Origin of the sequence: Nonomuraea muscovyensis, from assembly GCF_014207745.1 — a bacterium.
GTDB classification, from domain to species: domain Bacteria; phylum Actinomycetota; class Actinomycetes; order Streptosporangiales; family Streptosporangiaceae; genus Nonomuraea; species Nonomuraea muscovyensis.
Genome location: NZ_JACHJB010000001.1, coordinates 1165904 through 1185328 on the forward strand (window position 1 = coordinate 1165904; position 19425 = coordinate 1185328).

The window sequence follows — 19425 nt, forward strand, 5'->3', positions numbered from 1 at the left end:
ACCCCCCACGCTTTACAGCCGGGAAGGGAGAACCCCAGTGAGGATCGCGACGATCACGGTCACCACGGCCGCCTTGGCCCTGGGCCTGGCCGCCTGCGGCTCCAGCGAGCCGGACACGAGCAACCCGCAGGCGTCCACCGCGGCCTCCGGGCCCAAGTACGCGGGCCAGAGCCTGACCGTCTGGCGGCTCGGCGACCCCAACGAGCCGTCCCAGAAGTACATGGACGACCTCGTCGCCGACTTCAAGACGCAGACCGGCGCCGACGCCAAGGTCGAGTGGATCCCGTGGCCGCAGGTCAACGACAAGTTCACGGCCGCCGCCGCGGGCGGCGAGGGTCCCGACGTGACGGAGATCGGCAACGACCAGGTGCCGCTCTGGCAGAGCCAGGACGCCCTCGCCCCGGTCACCACGATCACCACGGGCGGCGAGCACGCCCAGATCCCGAAGAACCTCTTCGGCCTGGAGACCATCGACGGCGAGATCTACGCCATGCCGTGGGGCGCCGGCACCCGCGCGGTCATGTACCGCAAGGACTGGTTCGAGGACCTCAAGATCGAGGTGCCGAAGACCTGGGACGAGGTGCTGGCCGCCGCCAAGAAGATCCAGGACGAGAAGGGCAAGGACGTCGACGGGTTCGCCTTCAACGGCGGCTCCGACGCCAACCACCTGCTCGGCGCGCTCGCCTGGTCCGAGGGCGGCGAGTACGCGGTCAAGGAGGGCGACAAGTGGGTCGGCAAGCTCACCGACCCGACCTTCAAGGGCGGCTTCGAGACGTACACGGGCATCGTGACCTCGGGCGCGTCCAGCAAGTCGCGCCTCACGCAGAACACCACCGACATCCGCACCCGCTTCTCCAACGGCAAGGTCGGCATGTACCTCACCGCGTCGTGGGACATCGCCACCATCAAGGAGGAGAGCAAGGGCAAGATCAAGGACGACGCGATGGCGTTCTTCCCGCTGCCCTCCAAGGCGGGCGGTGAGACCCCGGCGTTCTTCGGCGGCAATGACATCGCGGTCTGGAACGACGCCAAGAACAAGGAGCTCGCGACCGAGTTCGTGAAGCTGGCCACCACCAAGAAGTGGGCCGACCGGTACGCTCTGGACGGCGGCCTGCTGCCCGTCTACCCGGACACGCTCATGGAGCTGGCCAAGGACCCGGCGCAGGCGCCGTTCGCCGCCGCCTTCGCCAAGGCCAAGGCGTTCCCGGCCGACCCGCAGTGGACCGAGGCCAACGAGACCAAGGCGGTCCTGCAGAACGCGGCCCGTTCGGTGATCGAGGGCAAGGCCACGGCGGACGAGGCACTCGCCAAGGCCAACAAGGAACTCGAAGACATCCTCAACCAGTCGTGACCATGACGAACACCCCAACGCTGGCCAGGGGCGGAGGCGACACCTCCGCCCCCCGGCGGCGCCGTGGCTCCCGCCGGCCCGGCCGGGGCAGCGGACTGCCGCCCTGGGCTCTGCCCTACCTGCTGCTCGTGCCGGGGATCGTGGTCATCGCGGGCCTGCTGCTCTACCCGATGATCCAGATGTTCGTGATGTCGTTCCAGAAGATCAACCTCCGGGTGATCCGCGGCGTCGCGGAGCCGGAGTGGGTGGGGCTGGACAACTACACCCAGCTGTTCGGCAACGACATCTTCTGGTCCTCGCTGCGCAACACGCTCGTCTTCGCCGCCGTCACCGTGTCGCTCACGCTCGCGCTCGGCACCGCGGTCGGCGTGCTGCTGCACCGGCTCGGCAGGGGCATGTCCACCTTCGTGATCGTCGGGATCATGTGCGCGTGGGCCGTCCCGCCGGTGGCGCAGGGCACGATCTGGCGCTGGCTCTTCGACGCCGAGGCCGGCATCATCAACTGGGCGCTCAACCTACTGCCCGACGGGCTGTCCACGCTGCTCTTCGGCCGGGCCGACTGGACGGGCGAGCCGTGGCTCAACGACGCCTGGTCGGTCTACCTGGTGCTCGTGCTCACGGTGGTCTGGGCGTCGTTCCCGTTCGTCGCGGTGTCGGTGCTCGCGGGCCTGAAGGGCATTCCGGCCGAGCTGTACGAGGCGGCGCGGGTGGACGGCTCGACCGCCTGGCGCACGTTCCGGAAGATCACCTTCCCGCTGCTCAAGCCGGTCTTCGCCGTGCTGACCATCCTGTCGATCATCTGGGACTTCAAGGTGTTCAGCCAGCTCTACGTGCTCCTCAACGGGCCGACCAACCGCGACGCGTTCAACCTGTCGCTCTTCTCCTTCGCCGAGGCGTTCAAGGCGCCGCCCAAGATGGGGACGGGCGCGGCGATCGCGGTGGTGCTGACGGTCATCCTGCTCCTCGTCACCGCCGTCTACACCCGCCAGATGGTCAAGCAGGAGGACCTCACATGACCCCCCTGGCCCGCAAGCGGTTCACCAGGATCGCGCTGAACTCGGCCGGTGTGCTGGTCTTCCTGTTCGCGATCTTCCCGGTCTACTGGATGGTCTCGACCTCGTTCAAGGCCAACGACCAGATCTTCACCACGGACTTCATCCCGTTCCCCACCCACTTCACCTTCGAGCACGTCTCCCAGGTGCTCACCGAGGGCGTGGCGGGCAACTCCATCTGGGTCTACATGCGCAACAGCGCCGTCGTGGCACTCGGCACCGTGCTCGTCGGGTCGCTGTTCGCGCTGCTGGCGGCGACGGCGGTGGCGCGCTTCCGGTTCAAGGGGCGCACCAGCTTCCTGATCACGCTGCTGGTCGTGCAGATGATCCCCTGCGAGGCGCTGCTGATCCCGCTGTTCCTGAACGTCCGGCGGCTCGGCCTGTACGACCAGTTGCTCGGCCTCATCGTGATCCAGGTCGGCCTCACCCTGCCGTTCGGCATCTGGATGCTGCGCACGTTCGTCGCCGCGGTGCCCAAGTCGCTGGAGGAGGCCGCCTGGATAGACGGGGCGAGCCGGTTCACCACGTTCTGGAAGGTGCTCTTCCCGCTGGTTGCGCCCGGCCTGGTGGCGACGAGCATCTTCTCGTTCATCACCGCCTGGAACGATCTGATCTTCGCCCTGGTGCTGATGAAGGACACCGCCGGCTACACCATGCCGGTGGCGTTGCAGTTCTTCTTCGGTCAGCGCGGCACCGACTGGGGCGCCATCATGGCCACCTCGACGCTGATGACGCTGCCGGTCATCGCGTTCTTCCTGGTGGTGCAGCGCCGCATGGTCTCCGGCCTGGTGGCCGGGGCCGTCAAGGGCTGACCTCTTTTCCGCACGCGGGCCCGTACGGCCCGCTCCTTCCTCGCGGGCCCTGCCACGGCCGGCGCCTCCTGCGCGCCGGTCGTGCTCCGGCCTGCCCTTCACGTGATGAGGAGCCATGAGTCACAGCGATCGGGGGCTGCGGCGTCTCGCGGCCGGCACGCTGCTCGTCGCCTTCGACGGGACGAGCACGCCGGACTGGGTGCTGAGAATGCTGGCCGACGGCCTCGGCGGCGTCACGCTCTTCGGCTTCAACGTCGGCGAGCCGGCCGCCCTGGGCGGGCTGACCGCGGCGCTGCGGGCGGCCGGCGACCCCGTCATCTCCCTGGACGAGGAGGGCGGCGACGTCACCCGGCTAGCCTACCACGTGGGCAGCCCCTATCCGGGCAACGCCGCCCTCGGCGCCGTGGACGACACCGGCCTGACCCGCCGCGTCTACCGGGCGATCGGGTCGGAGCTGGCCGCCTGCGGCGTCACCCTGGACATGGCGCCGGACGCCGACGTCAACACCGCCGCGGACAACCCCGTGATCGGCACCCGGGCGTTCGGCGACGACCCGGCCCTGGTCGCCCGGCACACGATGGCCGCGGTCGAGGGGCTGCAGTCGACGGGCGTGGCGGCCTGCGTCAAGCACTTCCCCGGGCACGGCGCCACCACGGTCGACTCCCACCTGGCCGTCCCCGTCGTGGACGTGCCGCTGGAGGTGCTGCGGGCGCGGGAGCTCGTGCCGTTCGAGGCGGCCATCACCGCCGGGACGAAGTCGATCATGACGGCGCACGTGGCGGTTCCGGTGCTGACCGGCGACCGTCCGGCCACGCTCTCCCCCGCCGCGATCACCGGGCTGCTGCGCGACGACCTCGGCTACAACGGGGTGGTGATCTCCGACGCGCTCGACATGCAGGCCATCACCGACGGTGTCGGCCTGGCGGGCGGCGCCGTGCTGTCGCTGGCGGCCGGGTCCGACCTGCTGTGCCTGGGGCCGAAGCCCGGCCCGGACGACGTCGAGCGGATCATCGCCGGGATCGTGGCCGCGGTGCGCGACGGCAGGCTGGCGGCCTCCCGCCTGGAGGAGGCCGCGGCCCGGAAGCACGCTCTGCGCGTGTGGTCGGACTCGCGGGCGAGCGTGCCCGCCGAGCCGGCGACGGTCGGCCTGGACGCCGCCCGGCGCGCGGTCCGGCTGGACGGGGCGCCGGGCCCGCTGAAGGACCCGCTGGTCGTCGAGGTGGACACGCCGCCCACGATCGCGGTCGGCGACGTGCCGTGGGGGGTCGCGCCGTGGCTGCCGCAGGCGGAGGTCGTCCGGGTCCGGCCGGCGGAGGTGAGCTCCGCCGAGCTGCTGGGCCGGTCCGCCGAGCGTTCGCTGCTGGTGGTGGTCAAGGACGCGCACCGCTACGCCGACAGCCGGGCGCTCGTCTCGGAGCTGGTCGCCGCCCGGCCGGACGCCATCGTCATCGAGATGGGCCTGCCGGTCTGGCGGCCGGGCGGCGCGGCCTACATCGCCACCTACGGCGCGGCCCGGGCCAACGCCCAGGCCGCGATGGAGCTCCTGACCGACGGGGCGGCGCAGGTCAGGAGCTGAAGAGCTCCTCCCGCGCCTCGTGGAGGGCGGCCAGCACGGCGCCGCGGAGCACCGGGTTGCCCTCCACGGTGCTGGTGGCCACCTCGGGCCGCACCGGGGAGATGCGGGCCACGGCCTCCTCCACCCGGGAGGTGAGCGCCCGACCGCCCGCGTGGCCCACCTCGCCGCCGAGCACGACGAGGCCGGGGTCGAGGATCACGCACACCGCCGCCACGCCCAGGGCCAGCCGCTGGGCCAGCTCGTCGAGCATCGGCTCACCCCGCTCGCCGGCGGCGACGGCGAGCTGCACGCACTCCCCCGCGGTGGCGGCGCCGAAGCCGTGGCCGCGGGCGAGCTCGGTCACGGCCTCGGCGCTGACCAGCGACTGCAGGCCGCCCGCCAGGGAGGGCAGGCGGCCGGGCGCGGTGCGGATCTCCTCGGGCAGCGGCACGCCCGGCACCGCCAGGTAGCCGATCTCCCCCGCGCTGCCGGACCGCCCGCGGTGCAGCTTGCCGCCGAGCATGACCGCGAGGCCGAGGCCGCGGCTGGCCCACAGCAGCACGAAGTCGTCGAGGCCCTTGGCGGCCCCGTCGGCCCGCTCGGCGACGGCGGCCAGGTTGACGTCGTTCTCGATGGTCACCTCGCGCTTGAGGTCACCGGCCAGCGCCTCGTGGCTGCCCTCGTGCCAGCCGGGCAGGTCGAAGGCGTAGCGGACGTCACCGGTGCGGGGGTCGACCACGCCGGGCGTGCCGATCACCACGCCGCGCAGCCTGGCGACGCTGAGCTTGGCGCTGCGGCACGCCTTCATGATCGCGGCGTGGATGACGGGGACGAGGTCGTCGTGGCCGTTGGGGTCGAACGTCACCTCCGCCACCGTGCGCCCGTTGATGTCGGCGATCGCCGCCGAGACCAGCCCGGGCCCCACCTCCAGCCCCGCCACGTAGGCGCTGGACGGGACGACCGAGTAGAGGGCGGCGCTGGGACCGCGCCCGCCCGCCTGCGTGCCGACCACCTGGACCAGCCCGCGCTCCTCCAACCGGGCGAGCGTCTGGGAGGCGGTGACCTTGGACAGCCCCGTCAGGTCGCCGATCTGGCCGCGCGTCATCGGGCCGGTGGAGAGCAGCAGCTCCAGGGCGGCCCGGTCGTTGATCTCCCTGAGCAGTCTGGGCACACCAGGGCGTCGCTCCACGCTGAATCCCACCGTCTGATCGAAAAGGTTGTTGGCAGTTTAGCGCCCCTCCGCCCGTTGATCAGAGCCGGATATCGCCAGCGTACCGGGCTTGGTATCGCTCCCATCGGCCGCCCGGCGACGAACCGGGGCGAAACGACTCCGGCGCCCGTCCTCGCAGGCCGCGGGCGGATCATGCCCTCGACGCGCCGGCCGGGAGCCGAACCACTGTTGACCAGGAGGGATAATCGACAACATGCGCCTTTCCGCTCGTGTCGACTACGCCCTCCGTGCCGCCGCCGAACTCGCCGCAGCAGGTGTCGGCCCGACCACCGTGGGCGAGCTCGCCAAGGAGCAGGACATGCCGCCCAAGTACCTCGAGAACATCCTGCTGCAGATGCGCCGCGCCGGCCTCGTGCGCGGCCAGCGGGGCCCCGAGGGGGGCTACGTGCTCGCCAGGCCGGCCGGCGAGATCTCCCTGGCAGACGTGATCAGGGCCGTCGACGGACCGCTGGCCAACGTCCGCGGCGAGCGCCCCGAGCACGTCGGTTATCGCGGCCCGGCCGAGTCACTGCAGCAGGTGTGGATCGCGTTGCGGGCCACCGAGCGGGCCATCCTGGAGGAGGTCACGCTGGAGCAGGTCGCGAGCGGCGAGCTGCCTGAGCGCGTCCGCCAGCTCGCCGCCGACCCCGCCGCGTGGGACTGACCTGTTCTTGACCGATCCATACAAAACCGGCTAGCTTCACCTCATGGGCAGGCCGCGCGAGTTCGACGAGCAGGCCGTGCTGGACGCCGCCATGGACGTGTTCTGGGCGAAGGGCTACGAGGCCACCACGACCGAGGACCTGTGCAACGGCACGGGGCTCGGCCGCGGCAGCCTCTACAACGCCTTCGGCAGCAAGCACCGCCTGTACCAGGAGTCGATCCGCCGCTACGCCGCGACGAAGGCGAGCGCGCAGCTCGCGATGCTCGCCGAGGACCGGCCGATCCGGGAGCGGCTGCGGGCCCTGATGCTGGGCGTCATCGACGCCGACATGGCCGATCCCGGCCGGCGTGGTTGCCTCGCGCTCAACGCCGCGACCGAGGCGGCCGGGCGCAGCGAGGAGGTCACGGCGCTGGTGCGCCGGCAGTTCGCCGATCTCGAACAGGCGATCTGTGACCTGGTGGCCATCGGCCAGAGCACGGGCGAGCTGCCCACCGGCCGCCCGGCCCGCCAGGTGGCGCGCACGTTCCAGAGCACCTACTACGGCCTGCGGACGCTGGCCAAGGTCACCGACGACCGGGGCGCCCTGCTGGACGTCGTGGAAGGAGCGATCTCGGCCCTGTGACCGGCGGCGCCACGTGCCCGCCGGTCTTTTTCCGCTCTGGTTTTGTACTGATCCATCAAGAATCTGGGGGTGAGCTTCATGCGCACGAGTGGTTCGGGTAGCGTGCCGGCCCTGATGCTGTGCGTCTTCGGCATCACGACAGGCGAGTTCGTCGTGGCGGGGATCCTGCCGGACGTCGCCGGCGACCTCACCGTCTCGATCCCGGCGGCGGGGCTGCTGGTGACGGCCTACGCGCTCGGGATGATCGTGGGCGGGCCGGCGGTGACCGCGCTCACGGCCCGTTTCCCGCGCCGGCCGCTCATCCTGGCGCTGCTCGGCATCGCGATCCTGGGCAACGTGGCCTCGGCCGTCGCGCCGGCCTACCCCGTGCTCTTCGCGGCACGGGTGGTCACCGCTCTGGTGACGTCCACGTTCTTCGCCAACGCGATCGTCATCGCGGCCTCGACGGCGCCGCCGGGCAGGCAGGCGTCCACGGTGTCCAAGCTGGCGTTCGGGATGAACCTGTCGATGATCCTCGGCGCCCCCCTCGGCACCCTCATCGGCAACGAGCTCGGCTGGCGGGCCACCTTCGCCGCCGTCGCCGGGTGCTGCGCCCTGGGCTTCGCGCTGGTGCTGCGCCTCGTTCCGGACGTCCGGGACGCGGCTCCGGCCACCTCCGCCGTGGCGGAGCTGCGGGTGTTCCGCGACCGGGACGTGCAGATCGCCATCGCGGTCACCGCCGTCGGCAACGCGGGGCTGCTCATGGTGTTCACCTACTTCGCGCCGCTGCTCACCGGCGTCTCCGGGTTCGCCCCCGACGCGGTCGCCGTGCTGCTGCTGGTGTACGGCGTGGGCGCCGCCGTGGGCAACCTCGCCGGGGGGCGGCTGGCCGACCGGGCCCTGATGCCGTCGCAGGTGGGCCTGCTGGGGCTGCTGGCCGGGGCGCTGCTGCTGATGGGCGTGGCCGGTGGCGGCACGGTGCTCGGGGCGGTCATGGTGTTCGCGCTCGGCGCGCTGGGGTTCTCGGTCATCCCCGGCATGCAGATCCGGGTGCTCACCACCGCCGCGGCGGCGCCGACGCTGGCCATGGCCGTGAACGCCTCCGCCTACCAGCTCGCGGCGGCCTTCGCGGCCTGGCTCGGCGGCCGGATCATCGACGGCGGGCTCGGGCTGCCGGCCGTCTACCTCACCGGCGTCGCGGTGACCGTGGCGGGCATCGGGGTGAGCTGCCTCGCCTGGCTCCGGGACCACAGGACGCAGGGCCGCCCGGTGACGACGACCTGAGCAGCCCGGCGCTCAGCGGCGCACGCGGCCGGGCCCTGCCGGCCGGGGACCGGAGCGGTTCCTAGACTGGACGCATGCCCGAAGGAGACGCCGTCTACCGCACCGCCCGGCGCCTGCGGGAGGCGCTCGACGGGCGCGTGCTGACGCGCTCCGACTTCCGGGTGCCCCGCCACGCCACCGCCGACCTGTCCGGCCGGACCGTCCTGACGACGCTCTCGCGGGGCAAGCACCTGCTCACGCGCGTGGAGGGCGGGCTGACCGTGCACACGCACCTGCGCATGGACGGGAGCTGGCGCGTCGGCCCGGCCGGGCGCGGCCCGCGTGGCGGCGGCGACATGGTCCGGCTGGTGCTGGCCAACGCCGAGTGGGAGGCCGTGGGGATCAGGCTGGGGATGGTCGACCTGCTGAGGACGGCAGAGGAGGCACGCGTCGTGGGGCACCTCGGGCCCGACCTGCTCGGCGCCGACTGGGACCCGGCCGAGGCCGTGCGCCGGCTGCGGGAGGGGCCCGGCAGGACGATCGGGGAGGCGCTGCTCGACCAGCGCAACCTGGCCGGCATCGGCACGATCTATCGCGCCGAGACGCTGTTTCTGCGCGGCGTCTGGCCATGGCGCGCGGTCGGGGACATCGAGGACGTGGAAGGGATCGTGACGCTGGCGCACCGGCTGCTGGACGCCAACAAGATCCACGCGGGCACCGTGACCACGGGAGACCGCCGTCCGGCCGCGCAGACCTGGGTCTACGGCAGGGCAGGACGGCCGTGCCGCCGATGCGGGACGCGCATCAGGCGTGGGGAGATGGGGGCGCAGGCACAGGAACGGCTGATCCTGTGGTGCCCGGGCTGCCAACCGCCTTAGGCAGCCACCATGTCCTTGACTTCGGGGAAGACCGTGTCGGAGATCGAGCCGGGCACCGACTCGGCCATCGGGATGCGCTCGTGCTCCGGCACGTCGGCGAGCACAGGGGCAGCCTGCAGCTCGGCCAGCGCGAACTGGTCGGAGACCTCACGCAGCACCTGCGAAAGCGGCACCCCGAGGGCGCCGCAGATGGATGCCAGCAGCTCGGAGGACGCCTCCTTCTGGCCACGCTCCACCTCGGACAGGTAACCAAGTGAGACACGCGCCAACGTGGACACCTCACGGAGAGTGCGCCCCTGCCGCACGCGCAACCGCCTCAGCACGTCACCGAGCAGCTGACGCAGCAAAATCATCTGTCGCTCCCTCCCCGGCGTGGATGTCTTCACCACGCCCCGCGCGATCGGGTCGTGCCGCCCGTCCTTCTTCTTAGCTTCGTACATGCTCCTCGCCGTCATCATCGGGCGCTGCCGCCCATGGCCCGCAACACGTGGCTCGTCGCGTGACACATCAGGCCCGCCTGCCGGGCGCTCGCTGCTTGCAGTTGGCTCACGGACCTCACTCACAGCTCCACCGTACCCGCATCCACCGACACGGCGTCAGACCGTGCCTGGCATGTTCGCTCGGGACGTAACACGGTAATCACCCGGAATGTTCCCCCTTGCTCGTCTTCAGCACACCTGTCAGGAGATCGACTGCCTCGTCCACCGTCTTTACCCTGATACGTTCACGCGACCCCTGGAGTCTCAGATCACGGGACCATATTTCTCCGCCGGGACCGCACACCGCCACGTGCACGGTGCCGACCGGCTTGCCGTCCTGCGGCTCCGGCCCGGCCACCCCCGTCACGGCCAGCCCGTACGTGGCCCCGCACAGCCGCGCGACCCCCGTCGCCATCGCCGCCGCCACCCGCGGGTGCACGGCCCCCTCCCGCCGCAGCAGGTCGTCGGGCACGGCCAGCAGCGCGTGCTTGAGATCGGTGGCGTAGGAGATGACCCCGCCCCGGAACGCCTTCGACGAGCCGGGCACCGCGGTGAAGGTCGCGCCGATCAGCCCGCCCGTCAGCGACTCGGCCACGGCCACCGTCGCCGACCGCCCGATCAGCAGGGAGATCGCCTCGTCGGCTCCTGCCATGCCCTTCCCCCCACCGGTGCCGGAAGTGTGTCAGGTCTCTCAGTCCGGTCTCTCTGGTCTACGGTCTCTCTAGTCTCCGCGCGCCCGCCGCGCCACCTTGCGCAGCTTGACGGCGCGGACCACGTAGTCGACGCCGGTGGCGACGGTCACGACGAGGGCGGCGCCCATCACGACCCAGCGCAGCGGATCGTAGCCGACCGGAAGGATGTAGAGGACGATGGCCGCGATCTGCAGCACGGTCTTGACCTTGCCGCCGTAGCTCGCCGGGATGACCGCCCGCCGGATCAGTACGAGCCGCAGCACCGTGATGCCGAGCTCGCGCCCCAGAATCACCAGCGTCACCCACCACGGCAGCTCGCCGAGGACCGACAGCGACACCAGGGCCGCGCCGGTGAGCGCCTTGTCGGCGATCGGATCGGCGATCTTGCCGAAGTCGGTGATCAGCCCGTAGCGCCTGGCCAGCTCGCCGTCGAGGTGGTCGGTGATCGACGCCACCGTGAAGACGGCCAGGGCGCCCAGGCGCCAGCCCGTGCCCGGCAGGAACAGGCAGACGACGAAAAAGGGGACGAGCGCCAACCGGAGAACCGTGAGGATGTTGGCGATGTTCCACGGGCTCACCACGCGGCGCTCGTCCCTGGTCATGGACCGGCCTTGATGCGCGCGATCAGGTCGACCCCCTCGGCGTCGACCACGACGGCGCGCACGATCTGCCCCCGGACCAGGCCGATGCCCTGGACCGTGACGGACCCGTCGACCTCGGGACCCTGGTGTGCGGCCCGTCCCTCATAGCCGCCGTCGCCCAGGTCGTCGTCGATGAGCACGTCCACCTCGGTGCCGATGCGCTCCTCGGCACGCTGCGAGGTCAGCTCCTCGGCCAGCTCCGTCAGGACGCGCACCCGTTCGTCGACCACGTCCTGGTCGAGCTTGCCGTCGAAGCCGGCCGCCTCGGTGCCGTCCTCGTCGGAGTAGCCGAACACGCCGATCACGTCGAGCCTGGCCCGCTCCAGGAAGCCCACCAGCTCGCCGAACTCCTCCTCGGTCTCCCCGGGGAAGCCCACGATGAAGTTGGAGCGCACACCCGCCTCGGGGGCGCGCTCGCGGATCGACTCCAGCAGCCCGAGGAAGCGCTCCGGGTCGCCGAAGCGGCGCATCCGGCGCAGCACGGTGCCGCTGGCGTGCTGGAACGACAGGTCGAAGTAGGGGACGACGCCCTCGGTGCCCGCGAGCACGTCGATCAGGCCGGGCCGCAGCTCGGCCGGCTGGAGGTAGCTGGCCCGCACCCGCTCGATGCCCTCGACGCCGGCCAGCCGGGGCAGCAGCTTCTCCAGCGCCCTGAGGTCGCCGAGGTCCTTGCCGTAGGAGGTGGAGTTCTCGCTCACCAGGACCAGCTCGCGGACGCCGCGGTGGGCCAGCCAGTCGGCCTCGGCCAGCAGCTCCTCGGGGTCGCGCGAGACGTAGGCGCCGCGGAAGGCGGGGATGGCGCAGAACGTGCAGCGCCGGTCGCAGCCGGAGGCCAGCTTGAGCGAGGCCACGGGACTCTCGTCGAGCCGCTTGCGCAGCACGCGCGGGCCGCTCGCGGGCGCGAGGCCGGCGGGCAGGTCTCCGTGGCCGGGAATGGCCGCCTTGGGGGCGCTGGCACGATCCACCGGCGAGATGGGCAGCAAGGTGCGGCGGTCACGTGGCGTGTGCGGCGTGAGGGGCCGGCCCGCGAGCACGTCGTCGAGACGGCCCCCGATCTCGGCGTAGTCGTCGAAGGAGATCACCGCGCTGGCCTCGGGCAGCGCCTCGGCCAGTTCGTTGCCGTAGCGCTCGGCCATGCAGCCGGCGGCGACCACCTTGGCGCCGGAGTCGGCCGCGGCGAGCAGCGTGTCGATGGAGTCCTTCTTCGCCGAGTCGATGAAGCCGCACGTGTTGACGACGACGACGTCGGGGTCGTCGTCGCCGAGCTGCCAACCGGCAGCCTCAAGTCGCGCGGCCAGCTCCTCGGAGTCGACCTCGTTGCGGGCGCAGCCCAGCGTGATCAGCGATGCGGTTCGGCGGGATGACATGGTGAACACTACGGTATCGGGAGTTGGCCACCGCCTGATGCACCGGCTACCGGGCTCGCGACTTGGGCGGCCCGAACGAGCGCCGCACGGCCTCGCCGCTCGCGCCGGCCGGGCCGAGGTCCTTGCCGTTGACCTGCAGTGTCACGGCACCGCCGTCGCCCAGGAGCAGACTGATCCGCTTCGGGGCACGCCAGGTGACCGTCTTGCCGGCCGCCAAGGTGCCGGCGAAGAGCCTGCGGCCCTCGGCGTCGCGGACGTCGACGTAGGAGGAGCGGCCGGCCTTGGCCTCGACGACGACCTGCCCCTTGACGGCCGCCGCCCGCTTGCCGCGGCCGGCTCCCCGCGTGGCGGGCGCGGTGGGCGTCGCCGAGATCCGGACGCCGGCCGAGCGCACCTTCTCCGGCTCGCCGCCCATCACCCTGACCACGCCGAAGACGACGACGATGGCCAGCGCCACCCCGAGCGCGGTGGTCCAGTTGGGTCCGCGCCGCTCGACCAGCTTGATCCGGCGGTCGGCCTGGAACACGGCGGCGGCCCGGACAGGGGCGGGCGCCCCGCCGTGCTGGTCGTCGAAGAGGTGGACCATCGCCTCGGGATCGAGCCCGACGGCCCGCGCGAGGGCCTTGACGTGCCCGCGCTCGTAGAAGTCGCCTCCACACTGTGAGAAGTCGTCACGCTCGATCGCGTAGATGATGGCCTCGCGGATGCGGGTGGCGGCGCTCAGCTGCGCGACCGTCATCCCCGCCGCCGCCCTGGCCGCCGCCAGCCTGGCTCCTATGCTCTGATCCTCCACGACACGCGCCTCCCAGCCCCCGACGATGCGTAGTTAGTCATATTCAACCAGTAATCATCGGGCAGGCGTGCATCGGGGTCATTCGCCACGCAAGTCGGCCAGCAGCGCGGCCAGGTCGTCGGGCTTCACGAGCACCTCGCGGGCCTTGGAACCCTCGCTGGGGCCGACCACCTCGCGGCTCTCCAGCAGGTCCATCAGCCGGCCGGCCTTGGCGAAGCCGACCCGCAGCTTGCGCTGCAGCATCGAGGTGGAGCCGAACTGGGTCGTCACGATCAGCTCGGCCGCCTGGACGAGCAGGTCGAGGTCGTCGCCGATGTCCTCGTCGATCTCGCGCTTGGTGGAGACCGCCGCCGTCACGTCGGGCCGGTACTCGGCCTGCATCTGCGTCTTGCAGTGCGTGACGATCTCGCCGATCTCCTTCTCGGACACGAACGCGTTCTGGATGCGGATGGGCTTGCTGGCGCCCATCGGCAGGAACAGCGCGTCACCCTGGCCGACGAGCTTGTCGGCGCCGGGCTGGTCGAGGATGACCCGCGAGTCGGTGAGCGAGGACACGGCGAACGCCAGCCGGGACGGCACGTTGGCCTTGATGAGGCCGGTGACGACGTCCACGCTGGGCCGCTGGGTGGCGATGACGAGGTGGATGCCGGCGGCGCGGGCGAGCTGCGTGATGCGCACGATCGAGTCTTCGACGTCGCGCGGCGCGACCATCATCAGGTCGGCCAGCTCGTCGACGATGACGAGCAGGTAGGGGTAGGGCTGGTAGACCCGCTCGCTGCCCGGTGGCGGCTGCAGCTTGCCGGCCCGCACGGCCTTGTTGAACTCGTCGACGTGCCGGAACCCGCTGGCCGCCAGGTCGTCGTAGCGGCGGTCCATCTCGCCCACCACCCACTCGAGGGCTTCGGCGGCCTTCTTGGGGTTGGTGATGATGGGCGTGATCAGGTGCGGGATGCCCTCGTAGACCGACAGCTCCACGCGCTTGGGGTCGACCAGCACCATCCGCACCTCGTCGGGCGTGGCCCGCATGAGGATGGAGGTGATGAGGCCGTTGACGCAGACCGACTTGCCCGCGCCCGTCGCGCCCGCGATCAGCAGGTGGGGCATCTTGGCGAGGTTGGCGACGATGGTGCGGCCCTCGACGTCCTTGCCGAGCCCCACGATCATCGGGTGGTGGTCTGCCTGCGCCACCTGTGCCCTGAGCACGTCGCCCAGCGCCACGAGGTCCTTGTCGGCGTTGGGGATCTCCACGCCGATGGCCGACTTGCCGGGGATCGGCGACAGGATGCGGACGTCCGCGGACTTGACGGCGTAGGCGATGTTCTTGGTGAGGGCGGTGACCTTCTCCACCTTGACGGCCGGTCCGAGCTCGATCTCGTAGCGGGTCACGGTCGGCCCACGGGTGAACCCGATCACCTGCGCGTCGATGGCGAACTGCTCCAGCACGCTGGTCAGCGCGTTGACCACGACGGTGTTGGCCTTGGTCTGCGGCTTGGGCGGGCTGCCGGGCTTGAGGAACTGCAGGTCGGGCAGGCTGTACGGCCCGGCCTGCGGCGACAGCACGAGCTGCTCGACCTTGCGCGGCGCGGGAGTCGGCTCGGGCGGCTCCGGAGGCTCCGGCCTGCGCTGCGCCGGCGCGGCCGCCTGCGGCTCCCGCTCCTCCTCGACCAGTCCGGGGACGATCTCCGGAGAGTGGCCGTCGCGCTTGTCCTGGTCGGACAGCACCGGCGTGTCGTACGGCTTGACCAGGTCACCGGTCTCCGGGTCGGTCTGCTTCTTCGGCCGGGACCGCTTCCTGGCCGGGTGCCGCCCCGGCTCGCCCGCGGGCGCCTGCCGTTCGAAGAGCATGTGCCTGAGCTCGGCCAGCCGTTCGGGGATGCGGTGCACCGGTGTCGCGGTGATCACCAGCACGCCGAACCCGGACAGCAGGAGCAGCAGCGGGATCGTGATCCACGACGGCAGGATGCTCATCGGCGGGGCCGAGACGATGAACCCGACGAGGCCGCCCGCCTGGGAGACCCGGTCCATGCCGTCGTTGGCGGTGCCGGCGGGGTTGGGGTAGGGCACGTCGTTGGCCACGTGGATGACGCCGAGCACGCCGACGAGCAGCGCGCTCCAGCCGATCGACATGCGGCCGGTGTCGGCGTTCTGGTCGGGGTGGCGCAGATAGCGCCAGGCCAGCAGGCCGAGCAGCAGCGGCAGGGCCCACGCCAGCGAGCCGAACACGCCGCGCACGACGGTGTTGACCACGGTGGCGACGGCGCCGTCGGAGGCGCGCCAGGTCATCGCGGCCAGCACGATCGCGCCCGCGAGGACCGTCAGGCCCACGCCGTCGCGCCGGTGGGCCGGGTCCAGCTCGCGGGCGTTCTTGCCCAGCGCCCGCGCCATGCTGCCGACGCCGCCCGCGAGCAGCATCCAGAGCCCCACGACCAGCTTGCCGATCATGGTGAAGACCCAGGTGATCGGATCCGGATGGGTCAGGCCCGGCTTGCGTGACGACGTGGAGCCCCTGGCCGATCCCTTGGCCCTCGGTCGCGCCGGCGACGCGGATCCCCGTTTGGCAGAGGTCGTACGAGGCGAGGCCGACCGCTTCGCCGGCCCCTTCGGTGCGCTTTTCGGCGGACGGGTGGCCATGATGCCAAAGGTACGTCGGAGACACGGCGGACGCACTGAGGCTCGCCGGTGTCGCGGCCGAACCGTGAGACCGGGAGCCCCAGCCCGGCTCTTCTCGGCAACCCTGGGGTGCCGGACGGCCACGTTCTGTCACCCTGAGAGTAACCGCATTACGACGCCGAGTGATGTTTGTGGGACGCATAGTGGATCCGACCCGCGTGTCGAGCAGGGCCTTCGACGGCACCCCGCACGCCCCGGCCGCCGCCCGGAGGTTCGTCCGCCGGGTGCTGGCCGACTGGCGCCTCGGCGACCTGGCCGACGACGCCGTGCTGCTGACCAGCGAGCTCGTCACCAACGCGGTGGTGCACGCGGGCACCGGCGTCGAGCTGACCTGCCGTCTCGTCCCGCACGCCGACCCGCCCGTGCTGGAGATCGAGGTGGGCGACCACCGGCCGGCGCTGACGGTCGCCGCGCCCGGGCGTGGGCTCACCCTGGCCGGCATGCTCGCCGACGGATGGGGCGTCACCTACACCGGCACCCGCAAGAGGGTCTGGGTGCGCCTGGAGCTGCCCGGCGGCGCGGACGCCCGCCACGCGGAGCCGGAGCCGTCAGCGTCCCTGGAGACGCTGCACGTGGGCGTGGTCGTGACGGGGCCGGACGGCCGCGTGCTGTCCTGGAGCCCGGAGGCGCGGGCCCTGCTCGGCTGGTGGCCGGAGCAGGTGACGGGCCGGCCCCTGGCGTGGCTCCTGGCCCGCGACCGCACCTCGCTCCCGCCCCGCCACCACCTCTCCCCCACCCCGCCCACAGCACCGCCGGACGGCCCCTCCCCCACAGTGCCGCCGGACGACCGCTCCCCCACATCGCCCACAACGCCTCCGGACGGCCGCTCCCCCAGCTCGCCCGCGGCGGCCGGGGGCGTCGGGTCCTCCGCATCGCTCCCGCCCCCTCCGGGCGGGCGATCGCCCGACGTCTCACCTTCAGGCCCTCCGCCGCGGGACGGCTCACCGCCGGCCGGGGCGTTCGCGGGCGGGCCGTCGCCTCTCGACCCGTCGCGGGTGGGGCGGTGGCGGGGGGAGGCGTGGATGCGACACGCCGACGGCCGGCCGGTGCCCGTCTACGTCTCCCACGTACGGGCCCGCGCGGGCTGCTCGGTGTGGATGGTGGCGCCGCAGGAGCACCGCTACGTCCTGGCCACCCCGGCGGCGCCGCTCAGGCGCGAGACGGCGAGCCGGATCAAGGACGTCCTCGGTCACGACCGGCCCCTGGCCGACCTGCTCGACACCGTCGCCCAGATCGTCCACTCGGCCGGCGGGGGCGACGCCTCCTACGTCCTGCTGCGTGATGACGACAACCGCTTGCCAGCCAGGGGTGGCGATCACGTCCGATCCGTGGACGCCCGCCACCCGCACGGCCGTGCAGCGGACGGGCGTGCGGGTGGCGGCCCTGGAGCTGACCGCCCTGGAGCGGTGCGCGGGACGGACGGACGCGGGACGGACGGACGCGGGACGGACGGACGCGGGACGGACGGACGCGGGACGGACGGACGCGGGACGGTGCGGAAGGGGGCTCGGGCCGGGCAGGGCGGCAAGGGGTTCGGGGTGGCGGCGGGCACCGGGGCGACGGCCGGGCTGGTGGGGGTGCTGACCACGGGGGTGTTCGGCACCGACCATCGCTCGCCGGTGGTCGTGGGAGACGTGCTCACGGCGGATGTGGAGCTGGCGCAGCGGTTGCGGGCCAGGTCGCTGGCGTGCGCCCCGCTCGTGGTGGCGGACGAGGTGATCGGCCATCTGGTGGTGACGGCCGCCGAGCCGTTCCGGTTCGACGACGAGCTCGCGGAGGTGCTCGGGCACATAGCCGGCCAGGTGGCCGCGACCGTGCACCGGGAACGGGCGGCCGAGCGGGAGCGGGCCAGGCACGGGCGGCTGTCGTTCCTGGCGGAGGCCGGCGAGCTGCTGGCGGGCGCGCGGGACGAGGAGCTGATCGCCGCGCTGACGGCGCAGCTCGTGGTGCCCAAGATCGCCACCTGGGCCGCCGTCTATCTCACGGACCTCGCGGGCATGACGCGGCTCGCCCACGTCTGGCACAGCGACGAGCGGCTCAATGCCGACCTGCGCCTCTCGCTGCCCGCCATCCCGGGCGCCCACGCGGCCCCGTCGGGCACGTCACGGCCGGACCCGGGGCCGAGCCCGGACCTTGCGGGGAGACCCCTGGAGCACGCCCGTCCGGCCGCGGACGACCTGCCGGCGGGGGCGGGGACGGACGACCCGCAGAAGCGCCAGGGCGCCCCTCGGGAAGGGCACGGCGTCCCCCGCACGGGCGAGGACGTCCTGCGGGAAGGACGGGGCATCTCGCGCACGGGGCAGGGCGTCGCTCGTGCCGGGCGGGACGCGGGGCGGGGCGCGGGGCAGGGCTCGGGGCGGGGCGAGGGGCAGGGCGCGGAGGGGGTGTGGCCGATCGGGGAGGAGACCGTGCTGTCGTTCCCGCTGCTGACGCAGGGGCGGTCGTACGGGGCGCTGGTGATCGGGCGGGCGGAGCCCACGCTGCCGCTGGAGCTGGCCGGGCTGCTGACCGACCTGTGCCGCCTGGTGGCGCTCAACCTGCACACGGCGATGCTGTACGCCCGCCAGGCCACCACGTCGCGGGCGTTGCAGCGCGGGCTGCTGCCGGGCGGTGTGGCGAGCATGCCGGGGGTGGAGTCGGCGGTCGTCTATCAGCCGGCGGAGGAGGGTGCCGACGTGGGCGGCGACTTCTACGACCTGTTCGTGGTGGGCGACCACTGGTGCTTCGCGCTGGGTGACGTGTGCGGTTCGGGGCCGGAGGCCGCGGCGGCGACGGGGCTGGCCCGTCACGCCGTACGCCTGCTGGCCAAGGAGCGCTACACGGTGGCCGACATCCTGCACCGGCTCAACCGGACGTTGCTGGAGGACGGCGAGGAGGGGCGGTTCCTCAGCCTGCTGTGCGGCGAGCTGGCGCCGCTGCCGCGCGGCGGGGCGTTGTGCACGGTCGCGTGCGCCGGGCATCCGCCGCCGCTGCTGCTGCGCGTGGACGGCACGGTCGAGACGGTGGCGACGCCGCAACTCCTTCTCGGCATCGAGCACGAGGTGCGGTTCTTCACGGAGACGTTCGAGCTGGCGCCGGGTGAGGTGCTGCTGTGCGTCACCGACGGGGTGACGGAGCGGCGCTCGGGCGGCCGGCTGCTGGACGACGACGACGGGCTGGCGCGGCTGCTGGCGGGGTGCGCGGGGCTCAGCGCCCACGCCGTCGCCGAACGGGTGCGGCAGGCGGTCGAGGAGTTCGCCGCCGAGCCGTCGGGGGACGACGTGGCGCTGCTGGTGCTGAAGGCGACGCCCCCGGCTGGGGTGCGGGCGGGCGCCCGGCGCGCCCCGACGTGCTGACGGGGCGGACACGGTGGCGGGCGGTCGGGGGCGTGCTCGGGGGCGCCGGTGCGGCAGGACGC

General features: G+C 72.5%; 16 protein-coding genes. 9 read left to right on the forward strand and 7 right to left on the reverse strand.

Translation table 11 applies throughout. From position 1 onward, the window contains the following. The first annotated feature begins 37 nt into the window (after positions 1 to 37). The 4 genes from FHU36_RS05525 to FHU36_RS05540 all read left to right on the forward strand — a co-directional run bounded on the left by FHU36_RS05525 (position 38) and on the right by FHU36_RS05540 (position 4791). On the forward strand, positions 38 to 1351 hold the full coding sequence (locus FHU36_RS05525) for an extracellular solute-binding protein (protein WP_185082702.1): 1314 nt from the start codon (positions 38 to 40) through the stop codon (positions 1349 to 1351). Positions 1352 to 1353: 2 nt separating this feature from the next. After that, a complete protein-coding gene (locus FHU36_RS05530) occupies positions 1354 to 2367 on the forward strand; it encodes a carbohydrate ABC transporter permease (RefSeq protein WP_185082703.1) in 1014 nt (337 codons plus the stop codon). Beyond that, positions 2364 to 3215, forward strand: coding sequence for a carbohydrate ABC transporter permease (locus tag FHU36_RS05535; RefSeq protein WP_185082704.1), 852 nt, complete (start codon positions 2364 to 2366; stop codon positions 3213 to 3215). Before FHU36_RS05530 ends, FHU36_RS05535 begins: the two co-directional genes overlap by 4 nt. A gap of 115 nt (positions 3216 to 3330) precedes the next feature. Then, complete coding sequence (locus tag FHU36_RS05540) at positions 3331 to 4791, forward strand: glycoside hydrolase family 3 protein (RefSeq protein WP_185082705.1); 1461 nt, start codon at positions 3331 to 3333, stop codon at positions 4789 to 4791. Here FHU36_RS05540 and FHU36_RS05545 read toward each other — a convergent pair. Beyond that, positions 4781 to 5959, reverse strand: coding sequence for an ROK family transcriptional regulator (locus FHU36_RS05545; RefSeq protein ID WP_185082706.1), 1179 nt, complete (start codon positions 5957 to 5959; stop codon positions 4781 to 4783). The genes FHU36_RS05540 and FHU36_RS05545 overlap by 11 nt on opposite strands. Before the next feature lie 235 nt (positions 5960 to 6194). Between FHU36_RS05545 and FHU36_RS05550 the strand changes: the two genes are divergently transcribed. The 4 genes from FHU36_RS05550 to FHU36_RS05565 all read left to right on the forward strand — a co-directional run bounded on the left by FHU36_RS05550 (position 6195) and on the right by FHU36_RS05565 (position 9386). Continuing rightward, complete coding sequence (locus tag FHU36_RS05550) at positions 6195 to 6644, forward strand: RrF2 family transcriptional regulator (protein ID WP_185082707.1); 450 nt, start codon at positions 6195 to 6197, stop codon at positions 6642 to 6644. A 43-nt stretch (positions 6645 to 6687) separates the two neighbouring features. Further along, positions 6688 to 7266 (forward strand): TetR/AcrR family transcriptional regulator, encoded by a 579-nt coding sequence (locus FHU36_RS05555; RefSeq protein WP_185082708.1) that lies wholly within the window; start codon positions 6688 to 6690, stop codon positions 7264 to 7266. A 78-nt stretch (positions 7267 to 7344) separates the two neighbouring features. Further along, complete coding sequence (locus tag FHU36_RS05560) at positions 7345 to 8529, forward strand: MFS transporter (protein ID WP_185082709.1); 1185 nt, start codon at positions 7345 to 7347, stop codon at positions 8527 to 8529. A 74-nt stretch (positions 8530 to 8603) separates the two neighbouring features. After that, positions 8604 to 9386, forward strand: coding sequence for a DNA-formamidopyrimidine glycosylase family protein (locus tag FHU36_RS05565; RefSeq protein WP_185082710.1), 783 nt, complete (start codon positions 8604 to 8606; stop codon positions 9384 to 9386). Here FHU36_RS05565 and FHU36_RS05570 read toward each other — a convergent pair. The 6 genes from FHU36_RS05570 to FHU36_RS05595 all read right to left on the reverse strand — a co-directional run bounded on the left by FHU36_RS05570 (position 9383) and on the right by FHU36_RS05595 (position 15800). Beyond that, entirely contained in the window at positions 9383 to 9739 is a 357-nt protein-coding gene (locus FHU36_RS05570) for a helix-turn-helix domain-containing protein (protein WP_185082711.1), read from the reverse strand. The genes FHU36_RS05565 and FHU36_RS05570 overlap by 4 nt on opposite strands. Positions 9740 to 10025: 286 nt before the next feature. Then, on the reverse strand, positions 10026 to 10517 hold the full coding sequence (locus FHU36_RS05575) for a CinA family protein (protein WP_185082712.1): 492 nt from the start codon (positions 10515 to 10517) through the stop codon (positions 10026 to 10028). 69 nt (positions 10518 to 10586) lie between these two features. After that, a complete protein-coding gene (pgsA, locus tag FHU36_RS05580) occupies positions 10587 to 11159 on the reverse strand; it encodes a CDP-diacylglycerol--glycerol-3-phosphate 3-phosphatidyltransferase (RefSeq protein WP_185082713.1) in 573 nt (190 codons plus the stop codon). Then, complete coding sequence (gene rimO, locus FHU36_RS05585; protein WP_185082714.1) at positions 11156 to 12565, reverse strand: 30S ribosomal protein S12 methylthiotransferase RimO; 1410 nt, start codon at positions 12563 to 12565, stop codon at positions 11156 to 11158. The genes pgsA and rimO overlap by 4 nt, the downstream gene beginning before the upstream one ends. Positions 12566 to 12611: 46 nt before the next feature. Continuing rightward, a complete protein-coding gene (locus FHU36_RS05590) occupies positions 12612 to 13358 on the reverse strand; it encodes a helix-turn-helix domain-containing protein (protein WP_185082715.1) in 747 nt (248 codons plus the stop codon). A gap of 78 nt (positions 13359 to 13436) precedes the next feature. After that, the gene (locus FHU36_RS05595; RefSeq protein WP_246501964.1) at positions 13437 to 15800 is read right to left on the reverse strand and encodes a DNA translocase FtsK; all 2364 of its coding nucleotides are present in this window, start codon (positions 15798 to 15800) and stop codon (positions 13437 to 13439) included. A gap of 386 nt (positions 15801 to 16186) precedes the next feature. Here FHU36_RS05595 and FHU36_RS05600 point away from each other — a divergent pair, with 386 nt between their 5' ends. Next, on the forward strand, positions 16187 to 19363 hold the full coding sequence (locus FHU36_RS05600; RefSeq protein ID WP_185082717.1) for a SpoIIE family protein phosphatase: 3177 nt from the start codon (positions 16187 to 16189) through the stop codon (positions 19361 to 19363). Positions 19364 to 19425: the final 62 nt, after the last annotated feature.

Coding starts and splice junctions, on each gene's coding strand:
- FHU36_RS05530 (WP_185082703.1), top strand. CDS start 1,354: ATGACGAACACCCCAACGCTGGCCAGGGGCGGAGGCGACACCTCCGCC.
- FHU36_RS05535 (WP_185082704.1), top strand. CDS start 2,364: ATGACCCCCCTGGCCCGCAAGCGGTTCACCAGGATCGCGCTGAACTCG.
- FHU36_RS05540 (WP_185082705.1), top strand. CDS start 3,331: ATGAGTCACAGCGATCGGGGGCTGCGGCGTCTCGCGGCCGGCACGCTG.
- FHU36_RS05550 (WP_185082707.1), top strand. CDS start 6,195: ATGCGCCTTTCCGCTCGTGTCGACTACGCCCTCCGTGCCGCCGCCGAA.
- FHU36_RS05555 (WP_185082708.1), top strand. CDS start 6,688: ATGGGCAGGCCGCGCGAGTTCGACGAGCAGGCCGTGCTGGACGCCGCC.
- FHU36_RS05560 (WP_185082709.1), top strand. CDS start 7,345: ATGCGCACGAGTGGTTCGGGTAGCGTGCCGGCCCTGATGCTGTGCGTC.
- FHU36_RS05565 (WP_185082710.1), top strand. CDS start 8,604: ATGCCCGAAGGAGACGCCGTCTACCGCACCGCCCGGCGCCTGCGGGAG.
- FHU36_RS05570 (WP_185082711.1), bottom strand. CDS start 9,739: ATGATTTTGCTGCGTCAGCTGCTCGGTGACGTGCTGAGGCGGTTGCGC.
- FHU36_RS05575 (WP_185082712.1), bottom strand. CDS start 10,517: ATGGCAGGAGCCGACGAGGCGATCTCCCTGCTGATCGGGCGGTCGGCG.
- pgsA (WP_185082713.1), bottom strand. CDS start 11,159: ATGACCAGGGACGAGCGCCGCGTGGTGAGCCCGTGGAACATCGCCAAC.
- rimO (WP_185082714.1), bottom strand. CDS start 12,565: ATGTCATCCCGCCGAACCGCATCGCTGATCACGCTGGGCTGCGCCCGC.
- FHU36_RS05595 (WP_246501964.1), bottom strand. CDS start 15,800: ATGATCGGCAAGCTGGTCGTGGGGCTCTGGATGCTGCTCGCGGGCGGC.